Below are 11,554 nucleotides of genomic sequence, written 5' to 3'. Positions count from 1 at the left end.
GCGGTCGTGCCGTGGGCAGCCGCGACGACGGGCACCGCAGACTCCGTGAGCGAGCGGATACCGGCGTTGATCACCTCGGCGAGCGCGGTGATCTCCCCACCGGACGCCCCCATCGTCGTCGCCATGTCGATCACGTCGCCACCGGCGCAGAACGCGGGGCCGACGGCATCGATGAGAATCGCCTTCACGTCGGCCCTAGAGGTCGCCTCGGCCGTCGCATCCTTCCAGGCGTGCGCCAGGTCGGCATTGAAGGCGTTAAGGCGAGCGGGGCGGTTCAGCGTCAGCCGGGCCATTCCCTCTTCGACGGCGAACAGGATGGCATCACTCATGGCTTCTCCTTCGAGCGCAGGACGTGTGGGACCAGCGTAACCGCGATCAGACCCGCTCCCAGACCTGCAAGACGAAGCTCTCCATCCGCCGACGGGTGCCGTCGAGGCGGAAGTCGACCTGCCCCGGAGTGCGCACCTCGTTGGGCGCGAGCGGGTGGGCGAGGCGCACATTCTCGTGGCAGGAGAGGTCGGCGCACATGTAGGTGCCGAACGAGTCCCCGCGCGTGCCCGCTTCACCGGCCCGACGTGCGGAGAGGAGCGCGACCTGGTTGCCGGGCTGCATCGTGTGGCAGATGTTGCACATGCCCGAACGAGCGCGGCCGGGCTCCGTCGCGCGCAACACGATGCCGACCACCTCGTCGTCGTGAGGGATCACCACGTAACCTCGACGGCTCGCACCCGGATCCTGCCAGGCGAAGAAATCGAGGTAGTCCCAGTCGACGAGCAGGAAGTCGTGCGGCATCTCCATGAGGCGCAGTTCGTCAGCATCCGCATTGACGAACGATGCGCGGACGTCGGCTTCGGTGAGCGGTCGCATCGCTCCAGTCTATGAATCGTTCGCGGTCGCGGGGCCACGTCACATCTGCCGCGTCGTGACCATCCAGAACACGGTCTCGAACGTCTGGGCGACGAACACGGATGCCCAGACGGATGCAGCGAGAAGAACGACGACCTGGATCGCGATCGTCACCAGGAGCGGCGCCAGAGTCCGCCCTCCGCGTCGACGGATCACGACATGTCGGCCGATCACGTAGACGAGAGAGGACAGGAAGGTCCACACCCAGGGGAAGGGCCGGTCGAACCCTCTCGCGGTGAGTTGTCGGGCATCGAGGGCGGCGAACCAGACGGAGAGCCCGTAGATCACCCAGCCCGACAGCGTCAGGACCAGATACCACGGCGTGAGGAAGGCGTTGAGCTCCGCGGCGATGAATCTCTCCACGTCGAGTGACGATGAGTCGTCCAGCGGCACGGCCGCAAGCATGTCGAACATTCCCTGCTGCATCTGCACGAGGTAGCCGATGGTGGCGATCGCGCTCAGCACGGGGAGGAGCACGATCAGCCACACCCATACCGTGGTCGTGCTCGTCCCCTCCGGGAGCGATGGGAACTCCGTCGATGACGCTGCGACCGGAGAGTCCTCACCCCACCGGGAACCGTCCCACGACCGGGTCGCGCCCTTGTCGTCGACATACCAACCCGCGGGCGTGGTCACGAACGATCTCGGAGGTCGGGGCGAGCGCAAGTCTTCGGTGGCATGTGGCCACCCGATTCTGGTGAGGGCCACGGTGACGAGAGAAGGCCCCCGCGGTAATCGCGTGGGCCTTCGAGTTCCGCGGTGTTCCGCGGATGTGTTGGTGGCGAGTTCGCGTATCTCCGCGTTCCCTACTCTCCAAAGGGATCGAGGTTCGCTATTCCTACACGTTTCCCACGCGTTCCTTTCGCTATTCCCACGTGTACCCCCGACAGCCCTACTCTCGCCTGAAGGCGCTGACCGTCGGATCAGCGCTTGTGAGATTCCTGTGCAGACGCTTCCGTGATGTCTTGATGAAGCGTGAAGGGAAGCACGGCGCGAACCTCCCACCCGTGAGGGGTGGGGCCCGACTTCAACTGTCCACCGTGCTGCCCGAGCCTTTGGCTTGCCCGCCTCAGGCCTCGCCCTCCGCGATCCGTACCGAGGGCACGTGGGGTTCGACTGACCACGTTCTCGACGATGAGCCCAACATGAGATTCGTCGCGAAAGACGCTGATGACCGCGGCCTGCGAGTGCGGGGCGTGCTTGATGATGTTAGTTACAGTCTCGATTGCGACAGCGACGAGGTCACGTTCAACTTCGGTAGGAATCTGGAGCGAATGTTCGGGCGCTTTGACCTGGGTCGGGATCCCCGCGTCATCCAAGAGAGTCCCCAAGCTCGTGGCCGTCGACGCCAGGTTCTCGTCGTAGCGGTCTTCATCGGGAAATGGCGCATCGGCGTCGGATACGCGCATGAGCGAAAGGAGCGACTGGATGCTGCGCAACGCGCGATCAGCCGACTCTTCGATGGTGGTGAGAGACACCTCGCGCCCGACCGCGTCGGATTGCCTCGGGAGCGCTCGAGCGTGAAACAGCACGAGTGTCAGGTCATGCGCGATCCCGTACGGCCACGACAATCACTCCGCTGCTCCCCGGTCAAGTCACTGAAGGTTCTCCGAGCCCCACTATTTTGAACGAGTGACAGATGCGCTTGATCCAAAGATCGCTGACCTCGTCTCCTGCAGCCGAGGCGACGCGAATGCCCGTATCCACGAATGGCTGGATTCCGGCAACACCAGTCCAGAGGACCTGACCTACGTCGCCGGCTTCCTCAGGACCCGCGCGATGAGCGCGGCAACGAATGACTGGCGAGTCGGGATGGCGGCGCTCTTCGTCGCGATGCCCACTCTCGCCATCACCGTGTTCTCGAGTATCGCCCCGTCGGCAGGCATCAACGACGTCTTGCCTCACACACTCGTTATCCTCGCGGTGTCCGCCGCGGGGGTGCTGTGGACGCTCACGTTCATGCTCGTGGATGCGGTCCGCGTGGCGCACGACACGAAGCTTCTGGCTGCTGTCGAACGACGGCTGGAGATCGTCCGGAGAACTCCGCGCAGCAGCTGGTTCAGGCGCTGCCGTCTGCGACGCGTTCTTGATGCCGCGGCTTGCGGCGACGCCCCCGATGCGGACGTGAGGACGATACGCGCACGCTGACGTGCCGCTTCCACCCGGGCACTCTCCCGTGCCGCCGATTCGTGAGCGAGCCGCCAATTCTCCCGTGCACCTCGGCGGCTCTTCTGTTGCCAGCGAGCACAACCCCCTGGCTCAACGGAAGAGGCTAGCGAACGCCGTCCCCGCCGACTCGTCGATGACGCGGATCCGTTCTGTGCGCCCTTGCCAGACATCGTGCCGAAGTCCCGCAATCATATGCCCGAACCACGCGCTACCGGACTTCTCCAGCGCCTCGAGGTCATCCGGCTTCCTGGTGGGATCGACCACCAGAAGCCTCCGTGCGTCGTTGCTCGCCGCCCACCTGTCCAACGCCACATCTACGTGGACGTCGCGGAACCCGTAACCGACCGCCACGACAAGATCGCTGTCATCGAGAAGCTCCGAGAAAGCGCTGAGAAGCGCAGGCATCGTCCCGTCCTGGGTCAACTTGTTCTCCAGGCCGAAGCGCAAGTCAGAGTAGATCCCGCTTCCATTGAAGCGCAGTTCCGCCTCACGCGACATCGTCTCGAGCCCGCTGCGCGGAATCGGCCCTCGCCCACGAACGACGGAGTGCCAGTCGAGTGATCCGTGCAGTTTCAGCAGCGGGGTCGCGTCACGGGGAATCGGCCACGTGAAGCCGCCCTCCCAGTCATCCGCCCCGGTTGCGACGACGGCGCCGCAGGCCGCCGCTGCTGTCTCCACCAGGGTGTCGAAGTTCAGCGTCACGATCCCGACGATGTCGGCTGTGACGAGAGGTTCGAGGTATCCGGTTGGCGCGTCCACGGAACAGTTCCGCAGGGATGCGACAGCGACATCGAAGATGTCGAACTGCACCTCGGCGACGCTCTTCGCCGTGACGGTGGCCGGAACATCCACGAGGCCGGTCCAGGGAGACTGTCTAACGAGAACGTGACGGAGATCCTCGAGCGACCGCCACAGCTGTTCGACGTCGGTGTTGTCACGGTCGACATGTTCCTTCACGAACTCCCAAGTCCGAGGGGCTCGGGAACGCTCGTCGAGGGCGGCGAAGACGATATCCGTCAGACCTCTAGACATCGGGAGACCGGCCGGCACCGACGCGCCCGCGCCCAACAGCACCGTGATCTTCCCTGCGGCATCCGCTACCCAGTCATGCATGTACGCCTCCTCTATCGCGGACCTAGGGCCCCGGTCTTGCCGTATCCGTTCGGGTTCGGACCGGAGATGATGAATTCCGGCCAGCCCGAAACTCTGCGCCGCTACCTTGGTTGCACTTCGCGACTGACCGCGTCGCCCAACGCCGTCCTCGCCGCCAGTTCCTTCGCCCTCTCCGGCTCCGCGTCACCCTCACTGAGGTCCGGAGGCCCATTCACCTCGTTCTCGTAGTGCCAGTCGGAGAGCTTCTTCTCCCAGGCCTCGATGTGCCCCAACCACGCCTCGAACGCGAGACGCGTCTCGGGCGTCCCCCACGCGACAAGAAGCGCTCGCGCTTCCGCCCGGTCCGTCCGATCAGGCATGTGCAGTTTCCGATTCGGCAGGGTCGGCGCGAACGGATCGTACGCGTTGTCGCCCGTCTCCGTGTAGTTGTACATCTCGTCTTGGACAGCGAGCCCGCGAATCTCGACGATGCGGAGCACTTGAACATAGGCCTCCGCGCGGTGACGCTGCCGTTCACGCTCCTGCGCCCGTCGCGTATCGGTCGCCGCCCTCCAGATGCTCGCCAAGCCCAGACACAGCGACACCCCTGCGGCAATGACCGCAGCCCACCCCGGATCAATCATGGGCTGAGGCTACCGCGTCAGGGCAGGAAGACTTCGCTCGCACGCGCTCACCTCCGACCCCCATCACGATTGCTGACATACCGGAGTGACGTGCGCCGAGTGTTTCTCTATTCGATGTATGTGAATCGATACAATCACGCGTGACGGCCGCCTTTGGCGTCATCCACAGCGAACCGGAGGACTTCGTGCCCGCAAACCGCGACATGCTTGAGCAAATCGCTCTACGCATCGCACCATCTGATGCCCGCGTTGAACACTTGGGAACGGGAGGATTCGCCTGCACGTTCCGCGTAACGACAGCCGACGAGGTCTACGCCTTGAAAGTCATCGACCCTGACGTTGGTGAAGCCGAACGTATCGAGCGGGAACTAGCCGCACTGCAGCGGGTGGATCACCCCGGGGTCGTCCGATTCCGCGAGGTCGGCTCATACACGTTCGGCGATGTCGAGTACCGCTGGATCAAGATGAACTTCGTCGAAGGGCACACGCTGCGCGCGTCGCTCGATGGCGGCGAGGTGTTCTCTATCGGGGATTCGATTCGACTGACCCGCGCTCTCGTCGACGCAGCAAACGCTATCTGGGACCAGGGCACCGCCCATCGCGACCTCACGCCAAGGAACATCATGTTGCGGGCGGATGCAACTCCCGTCATCGTTGACCTGGGCCTTGCTCGTCACGTCGATGACGAGTCGATGACGGCGCTCCCCACTCCGGGAACTCCCGGATGGATGAGCCCTGAGCAGGTCAGTTCCAGTCCGACACATGGCGACTGGCGCAGTGACCAGTTCGTGCTGGGCTCCATCGCATACCTGCTGTTGACGGGCGTCGCTCCGTTCTACTCGCGCAACGGCTACGACTGCTGGGTGGCACCGTTGAAGGTGACGCCGCGGCCGATCCGGTCTGTTGTTCCGGCCGTTCCCGCGCCGGTGGCCGAGATCGTCGAGCGGATGATGCACAAGCAGCCGCACCGTCGGTACTTGAAGATCGCCGAGCTTCTCGCTGACCTCGATGCGGCGTCCGCAGCGTGGGATGAAGCCGTGGAGGGCAGTGGCGAGCTCGCGGAGTACTATCCCACCATCGGTGACCTGAAGTCATGGGCCGCGGACGGGTTCCTCCGTCGCCTGGGCGCGCACGGAACCATCATCAGCGCCCAGGTTGGGGATCGGACGAAGGAGTTCGTAAAAGAGACAGCCGCAGCCGGCGGGACGGTCGTCTCGGACCCCTCCACCTGGCTAACGCGGAGTCCTCTCAGCGCACAGAAGAAGTGGTTCCAGAAGTTGCCGTACGGAGGGCTCCCTCCGCTGACCGGCTTCGCCGATGACGCGACTCGACGCGCGTGGAGCCGGTCGGTATGGGACTGGCATGCGGACACGGGCGGTGACGTGTACCTGACCCCGTACTTCTACGCCGGCGAAGGCGAGCTGAACTGGGTGAGCACGTCCCTGGCGTGTGCATCCGATTACCGGGACTTCGCGAGCTCGGGGCTGTTCATGGGCGAGCTGTGGACCTCCGTCCTGGTGCACTCAGCGTGGCTGAGCGACAACGACAAGCGCGACCAGCTCCTGACTCTGCTTACCGGGCAGCACATGACTCGCCTGTACCTCCTTGTGCACACCCCGCAGCCGTCGTTTGCACCCCTTGCCGACGTAGACACCCTCCGTGGCCTGCGCGACCTTCTGGATGTGATGCGGGACGCAGGCGTGCCGGTTGTAGTTGGTAAGCGCGCCAGCAGCGGCCTCCTGCTGCTGGCGATGGGCGCACAGGGATGGGGCGTCGGACCGAGGTCCAGCCAGATGAACTCGGCACCTCACCCGGAGGCGCCGATTCGTGCTCGCCAGCCCATCGACCGCGTCTACATTCCGCAACTGATGACGCAGATCGCCGCGCCCGCTTTCGCGCTCATTGCTCGGCAGTACGAGCAGGTCGCGGACCTCGGGACGCCGGAGGGAAACCGGGTCATGTCCGAGAACCCCGGGCTCGAGACTCTGACGCCTCAGCAACGGATCCTCCTGAACCAGCACAACCGTGTGGCCCAGCATGCTCAGGCGTCCCGGCTATCCGGCCTCCCAGCAGGACAACGCATCTCCCTGATGCGGGAGTGGATCAGCGAAGCCACGGAGACGGCGCAGGAGTTGCCTCCGCTCCGGGACAACCTCAGGTTCCTGAGCGCGTGGGAAGCGGCACTCAGCTGAGGACGAGGCTGCGGGCCGGTGCGCCGGCACGCGGCCCATCCACGCGAAGGCTCGCGGCGAGGACCTGCTCGCTGGCGAGCCTTCGCCGGTTCGGGGTGACGAGCGAGCGCTCCTCCGGTTCAACGACCTCTTCGCACCGGTCGTCGAACACGGCGAGCAGGCCGATGCCCAGGTGGCGGGCCCGTTCCATGTGCACTGGTCGGATCCGAGCGGCTGGAACGGCGAGGTAGGACGACTCGGCAAACAGGCGGTACGCGTAGGCCTGCGCGAACCCGCGCTCGGACACCCGCAGCTTCAGCTCCACGGCAACGAGACGCTCGAAGGGGTCGCGGGGCTGACGGCGGGCACGGTATCCGGTGAGGGTGGCGGTGAGAAGCTCCTGCTCGAGGAGCGGACGGAGAGCGCGGCGCAGCAGATCGGAGTAGGCCCCGGGCGCCCATTCGCGTAGTTCATCTTCCGTGCGTGACGTGCGGCAGTACTCGAGGAGCGCGAGCTGCAGAGTGTCGGTGACGGGTCCGACTTGACGCCGGCGGTTGCTGAGCTGACGACGCTCACCGACGCCGGCAACCATATCCGGGACGCCATAGCCGACCGCGACTTCTTCAGCGATGCAGACACCTCCGGTGCTGCGCAGCCAGGATGCGACGGGACGGCCGAGTTCGGTTTCAGCAGTGAACATCTGGTCTCCTTCAAGAAATCCCGCGTGAAGTGCCCCAGTACTTCTTCCCGAGAGTAGGGCACCTTCCTCGTGGGAACCGTATTGAGCTTACGCGTCTGTCATGTGCGCGGCGTCTATGCGCTGCGCTACTCATAGCTCTTGTGAACGTGCCATCCGTCTTCCGCCTTGTACACGTCAAACACCAGCGAGACACCGTCCTCGTCTGTGCCCTGGAAACGCAATCCATGCAGGCCGTGGTGCGCCTCCAACGGCGCGGTCCAGGTCACATGCTGCAGGCGAGTCGGGCTGTCCGTGACTCGCCACCGCCGACCCGCGAGGATCATGCGCACGGGGATGTCGTCGGTGAACCATAGAGTCACGGGGTGTTCGGCGGTCGTACGCATGCAGATCAGAATAGAACATAGATTCGAATGTTGCTAGTCTGATCTTGGCCGGAGGAAGGAGCGCCGGGATGGGGACGAGCAAGCGGTTGGCCCCGTACTACGACATGCAGGCACAGCATCGAGCGATCCTATCCGCCGCCCGCGCCGGTCCATTGCAGTCCCTCACCGACCGCGAGCTCGCACTGCGGGAGCATCCACTCACCATCTACCCCCGTCCTCTAAGACAGGTCAGCGCGTGGGTTCGGTTCGGATCTCAGGCGATTCGCGTCGATGCCAAGCTCGCCCGCTCCACTCCGCTCGCCGCGGGCATCGAGTTCCGCGCGGGCGACCAGACGTTTCGCTGCTGGGTCTGGGCAAACGCAGTCCAAGACCGCGGCGCGTGAGCCTCAACGAGTAGTCCTGGCAGGATGGTGCCGTGGACGTTGAGAACCTAGCTGTAGCGCGAATCGTGACTATGCTCTCCCGGTGTCCGCACCTCGGCCCACAGATCACCGCCAACGACAAGACGCCGTTCACGGACGGTCATGTCGAGGTGTACGACGGCCTCGCGAAGACGAAGAGCGACTGGCGTGGGCGAGTGTCTGTGCAGGTCAAAGGACGGTCTCGCCGCGGAAAGCTGAACAGCTTTCCCATTCCCCGTGTAGACCTTCTCGGGTATCAGAGAGAGTCCGGAGTCGTGTACTTCGTCGTGCTCGTCGACAAGGCAGGGAAGACCACCCCGTACTACGCCCTCCTCGCCCCGTTCCGCATACAGGCCCTCCTCGACGGCGCCGACGAGGAGCAGGACAACATCTCGGTTCCGATGGAGAAATTCCCGAGCTCCCCCGCACTGATCGAGCCGATCTTTGGACTGGCTCTACGCACGAAGAACCAGAACCCGTCGATGGGCTTCGACCCGGCGATGTTCGAGCAGGTCCGAACTCTCACCGTACATTCCATCTCCGGGATGAGCTTGGACGCGCCGCTCGTGCTCGATCCGCTGCGAGGCGACTATGCTCTCGAGGTCGTCACCGAAAATGGAATGACCGTTCCCCTCGGCGGCACGCTCGAAATCCATCCTCGCTCGTACGTGCCGACGAGGACCGAGGTCCGCATCAGTTGCGGCGACGCGACATACGACAACTTCCTCATCCGCCGTCTCGATGAACACCGCGTCGAGATCGCTCTCGCCGGCGGCCTGAAACTGATCCTCCGAGAATCCGAGACGGAGCGATCCGGCTCTTTCACCCTCCAACTGGAGAGCAACTTCGCGTCACGGCTGAAAGCGGTCGAATTCTTCATCGCACTCACCGAACGCCACCCCCTCCGCATCGGAGAACTTGAAGAGAACTTCGTCGATGCTGAGATGGACAAGGCGGAACTGAAGGACGCGAAGTCGCTCCACGACCAGTGGAAGATGCTGCAACGCCTCCGAGACCTCTTCGACGTCCTCCACATCGACCCGACCCTCATCGAGATGAAGGATCTGGACGACGAACAGATTCGCCAACTGCTGCAGCTCTACCACGCCCTGGTCCACGAGGAAGAGGCCACCAACGAGGACGGAGAGACAAGCCGATTCGTGGTCAACGTCGGCTCCTGGCACCTCATGGTCCTCGTCCTCCCCGGAACCGGTCCACACCGCTGGAAGTACGTGGACCCGTTCGACCCTGCAGCACCTCACATGTACCGATACAGCCCGGATATGCCGGAGGAGGAAGGGATCCCCATCACCGTTTATGACGCGGTGGAGGAAGAGTACCTTCCCAGCCTCCTGAACCTCAGACTCGATGCCATCGTCGACGCCTACGCAGCGCTCTCCGACCAGCCGAGAACCACGCACCTGGCGAACGAACGGGTCATCGCACTCATCAAGGCAGCAGACCGGCAACCGAAACGACAGCCTGAGCTGCTCGATGCCGCTTCACGGTTGAATGATTGGCTCATCGCCCAGGACGGGCCGCTGGATCGACATGTGGTCAATAGGGCGCAAATTCGCTGGCGCACTGATTCCCTGACCGCAGAGGATCGCAACTCAGTCCGCATCATCAAACGCAGCAGCGCCCAGGCCGGTGGGGAGGACGGCGTCGAGTTCGAGTTCGCCTGCGCGTTGATACTCGACGAGGTCGAGGAAGCTGCCTATCTGAGATCCCAGTTGTCCGATGCGCAGGTGGAGAAGATGAGCGCGTGGCCCATCTGGCACCTGCACGAGCCCGCGGCGCTCGCCACCACTTCAGCGACATAGAACTATCGAGACATGTAGCCCCCTGCAGGGAGGTTCTCGGCTGATGCGAGATAGGCGCGCCAGCCGCCGAAGTCTGTGATGTCCTTTCCAACAGACGCCGAATCGAACGCGCAACTGAAGCCAACGACGGTGCCACCGTCAGACAGAGTCACCGGACCGAGGCTCATCGGCTCGGGCAGCTCACTCAGGAAGGATCCGAGGTGCGCTGCGGACAGGCGATACACCTCGCCTTCGATAAGTGCCCCATGTCCCGCGTCGCGGACAAGACCCGGCTTCGGCGGAACTGTACCCAACGCCACAAGCCTGTAGTCGCGCGTGGTGCGCGCGGGACCGACGAAGCGAGCACCGCGACTGGTCAGCTGGTGGTGCAACGGTTGCCCGCGCAGGTGCGCTCCGACGACGAACAGTTCGATGCCCTCCTCCGGCGTCTCGACAATCTCGTGGCCGGCGAGCTTCGCGGCGATGTCCAGAGCGACGTAGTCGTGGAAGGCGGGGACGATGACCATCACCCGAACGGGTGGCCCGCGTCGGTCGCCTGACCGGGCACGGCGACTGCAGCCATATCGAGAAGGTTGCAAAAGTTTGTGAAGGTGCCCATCCGCCTGTTGATGGCCAGCGGCTCCGCCACGACGTCCGCGATGCTCGGATGCTCGGTCGTCGTCGGCAGGAGCAGCCCATCAAATCCTTCGAGCAGCCGACGAGCCTTGCTCTTCGCGGAAGCCAGCGAGGTGAGGTCGTCGACATACGCGTGCGCGGCGGGGTCCTTGGCGTTGAGGATGATCCGCGACACTGTCGGATCTGCGCTCGCGGGTGAGGTTTCCATGACCAGTCAGCCGAGCAGCGCGAGCACAGTGGGGATTTGGGTCGCCAGGTGCCCGCCGAGCGCGCCCGACGCCGTCGAGCCGAGAAACTCCCCGACCTTGCCCAGCGCCCGCTTCACACGTGATGGGTTCTGCTCCGCCACCCCACCGCGCGCATCCTCGACAAGCGGCGCGACAGCGTCACGTGCCTCCTCAGGCAGCGCCACCAGCGACTCGCTGAGAAGCTGGAGGAGGCTTTCGGCCTCGTCATGCCAGCGACTGTCGACGGTCGCTGTCTGCGTGACGTGAGAGCTTCCGACAGTCACGTTCGTGCCTCCGGGTCTGATGCAGGAACAGGTGACTGTTCTGGTCAGGCCGCGAGGGCCAGTTCTTCGTTCATGATGGTCTCGAACTCGACCGGCGTCAATCGACCCAGGCGGACCTGTCGACGTCGCCGGTGGTAGG

Annotated in this window: 15 protein-coding genes; 4 read left to right on the top strand and 11 right to left on the bottom strand. The window is 64.3% G+C overall.

Going from position 1 to position 11,554, the window contains the following annotated elements:
- From KZA10_RS01790 to KZA10_RS01775, 4 genes are all read right to left on the bottom strand, one after another.
- Window positions 1–329, bottom strand: a 329-nt coding sequence (locus KZA10_RS01790) for an enoyl-CoA hydratase/isomerase family protein (RefSeq protein ID WP_218682024.1), incomplete at its 3' end; no start/stop codon positions are given.
- A 46-nt stretch (window positions 330–375) separates the two neighbouring features.
- A complete protein-coding gene (locus KZA10_RS01785; protein ID WP_218682023.1) occupies window positions 376–867 on the bottom strand; it encodes an FBP domain-containing protein in 492 nt (163 codons plus the stop codon).
- 39 nt (window positions 868–906) lie between these two features.
- Complete coding sequence (locus KZA10_RS01780; RefSeq protein ID WP_218682022.1) at window positions 907–1,542, bottom strand: hypothetical protein; 636 nt, start codon at window positions 1,540–1,542, stop codon at window positions 907–909.
- Window positions 1,543–1,829: 287 nt separating this feature from the next.
- Complete coding sequence (locus KZA10_RS01775) at window positions 1,830–2,384, bottom strand: hypothetical protein (RefSeq protein ID WP_218682021.1); 555 nt, start codon at window positions 2,382–2,384, stop codon at window positions 1,830–1,832.
- A gap of 154 nt (window positions 2,385–2,538) precedes the next feature.
- Between KZA10_RS01775 and KZA10_RS01770 the strand changes: the two genes are divergently transcribed.
- Complete coding sequence (locus KZA10_RS01770) at window positions 2,539–3,054, top strand: hypothetical protein (protein ID WP_218682020.1); 516 nt, start codon at window positions 2,539–2,541, stop codon at window positions 3,052–3,054.
- A gap of 111 nt (window positions 3,055–3,165) precedes the next feature.
- Here the strand turns inward: KZA10_RS01770 and KZA10_RS01765 are convergent, their stop codons facing one another.
- Both KZA10_RS01765 and KZA10_RS01760 read right to left on the bottom strand, forming a co-directional pair.
- Window positions 3,166–4,188, bottom strand: a complete 1,023-nt coding sequence (locus tag KZA10_RS01765; RefSeq protein ID WP_218682019.1) for an SIR2 family protein — start codon at window positions 4,186–4,188, stop codon at window positions 3,166–3,168.
- 101 nt (window positions 4,189–4,289) lie between these two features.
- Window positions 4,290–4,667, bottom strand: a complete 378-nt coding sequence (locus tag KZA10_RS01760; protein ID WP_218682018.1) for a hypothetical protein — start codon at window positions 4,665–4,667, stop codon at window positions 4,290–4,292.
- Window positions 4,668–5,014: 347 nt separating this feature from the next.
- Between KZA10_RS01760 and KZA10_RS01755 the strand changes: the two genes are divergently transcribed.
- Window positions 5,015–7,003: a serine/threonine-protein kinase gene (locus KZA10_RS01755; protein WP_256934292.1), complete on the top strand. Its 1,989-nt coding sequence runs from the start codon at window positions 5,015–5,017 to the stop codon at window positions 7,001–7,003.
- On the opposite strand, the gene KZA10_RS01750 is transcribed toward KZA10_RS01755, so the two are convergent.
- Window positions 6,996–7,682, bottom strand: coding sequence for a hypothetical protein (locus KZA10_RS01750; RefSeq protein ID WP_218682016.1), 687 nt, complete (start codon window positions 7,680–7,682; stop codon window positions 6,996–6,998). The genes KZA10_RS01755 and KZA10_RS01750 overlap by 8 nt on opposite strands.
- 125 nt (window positions 7,683–7,807) lie before the next feature.
- The gene (locus tag KZA10_RS01745) at window positions 7,808–8,065 is read right to left on the bottom strand and encodes a hypothetical protein (RefSeq protein ID WP_218682015.1); all 258 of its coding nucleotides are present in this window, start codon (window positions 8,063–8,065) and stop codon (window positions 7,808–7,810) included.
- Between the two features lie 68 nt (window positions 8,066–8,133).
- On the opposite strand from KZA10_RS01745, the gene KZA10_RS01740 reads away from it, so the two are divergent.
- Together KZA10_RS01740 and KZA10_RS01735 are read left to right on the top strand one after the other, a co-directional pair.
- Window positions 8,134–8,448, top strand: coding sequence for a hypothetical protein (locus KZA10_RS01740; protein WP_256934291.1), 315 nt, complete (start codon window positions 8,134–8,136; stop codon window positions 8,446–8,448).
- A 65-nt stretch (window positions 8,449–8,513) separates the two neighbouring features.
- Entirely contained in the window at window positions 8,514–10,289 is a 1,776-nt protein-coding gene (locus tag KZA10_RS01735; protein WP_218682014.1) for a hypothetical protein, read from the top strand.
- Between the two features lie 2 nt (window positions 10,290–10,291).
- Here the strand turns inward: KZA10_RS01735 and KZA10_RS01730 are convergent, their stop codons facing one another.
- From KZA10_RS01730 to KZA10_RS01720, 3 genes are read right to left on the bottom strand one after another with little or no spacing between them, the layout of a single operon-like run.
- Complete coding sequence (locus KZA10_RS01730) at window positions 10,292–10,795, bottom strand: gamma-glutamylcyclotransferase (RefSeq protein ID WP_218682013.1); 504 nt, start codon at window positions 10,793–10,795, stop codon at window positions 10,292–10,294.
- Window positions 10,795–11,112 carry a hypothetical protein gene (locus KZA10_RS01725; RefSeq protein ID WP_218682012.1) on the bottom strand — a complete coding sequence of 106 codons (318 nt, stop codon included), beginning with the start codon at window positions 11,110–11,112 and terminating at the stop codon, window positions 10,795–10,797. Before KZA10_RS01725 ends, KZA10_RS01730 begins: the two co-directional genes overlap by 1 nt.
- 6 nt (window positions 11,113–11,118) lie before the next feature.
- Window positions 11,119–11,415, bottom strand: a complete 297-nt coding sequence (locus KZA10_RS01720; protein ID WP_218682011.1) for a hypothetical protein — start codon at window positions 11,413–11,415, stop codon at window positions 11,119–11,121.
- Window positions 11,416–11,554 lie beyond the last annotated feature (139 nt).

This window comes from Microbacterium sp. BF1, from assembly GCF_019279095.1.
GTDB lineage: Bacteria > Actinomycetota > Actinomycetes > Actinomycetales > Microbacteriaceae > Microbacterium > Microbacterium maritypicum.
The sequence above is the reverse complement of the archived record's forward strand: the minus strand, read 5'-3'. Positions and strand labels throughout refer to the sequence as shown.

Coding starts and splice junctions, on each gene's coding strand:
- KZA10_RS01730 (WP_218682013.1), bottom strand. CDS start 10,795: ATGGTCATCGTCCCCGCCTTCCACGACTACGTCGCTCTGGACATCGCC.
- KZA10_RS01740 (WP_256934291.1), top strand. CDS start 8,134: ATGGGGACGAGCAAGCGGTTGGCCCCGTACTACGACATGCAGGCACAG.
- KZA10_RS01745 (WP_218682015.1), bottom strand. CDS start 8,065: ATGCGTACGACCGCCGAACACCCCGTGACTCTATGGTTCACCGACGAC.
- KZA10_RS01785 (WP_218682023.1), bottom strand. CDS start 867: ATGCGACCGCTCACCGAAGCCGACGTCCGCGCATCGTTCGTCAATGCG.
- KZA10_RS01725 (WP_218682012.1), bottom strand. CDS start 11,112: ATGGAAACCTCACCCGCGAGCGCAGATCCGACAGTGTCGCGGATCATC.
- KZA10_RS01755 (WP_256934292.1), top strand. CDS start 5,015: ATGCTTGAGCAAATCGCTCTACGCATCGCACCATCTGATGCCCGCGTT.
- KZA10_RS01750 (WP_218682016.1), bottom strand. CDS start 7,682: ATGTTCACTGCTGAAACCGAACTCGGCCGTCCCGTCGCATCCTGGCTG.
- KZA10_RS01765 (WP_218682019.1), bottom strand. CDS start 4,188: ATGCATGACTGGGTAGCGGATGCCGCAGGGAAGATCACGGTGCTGTTG.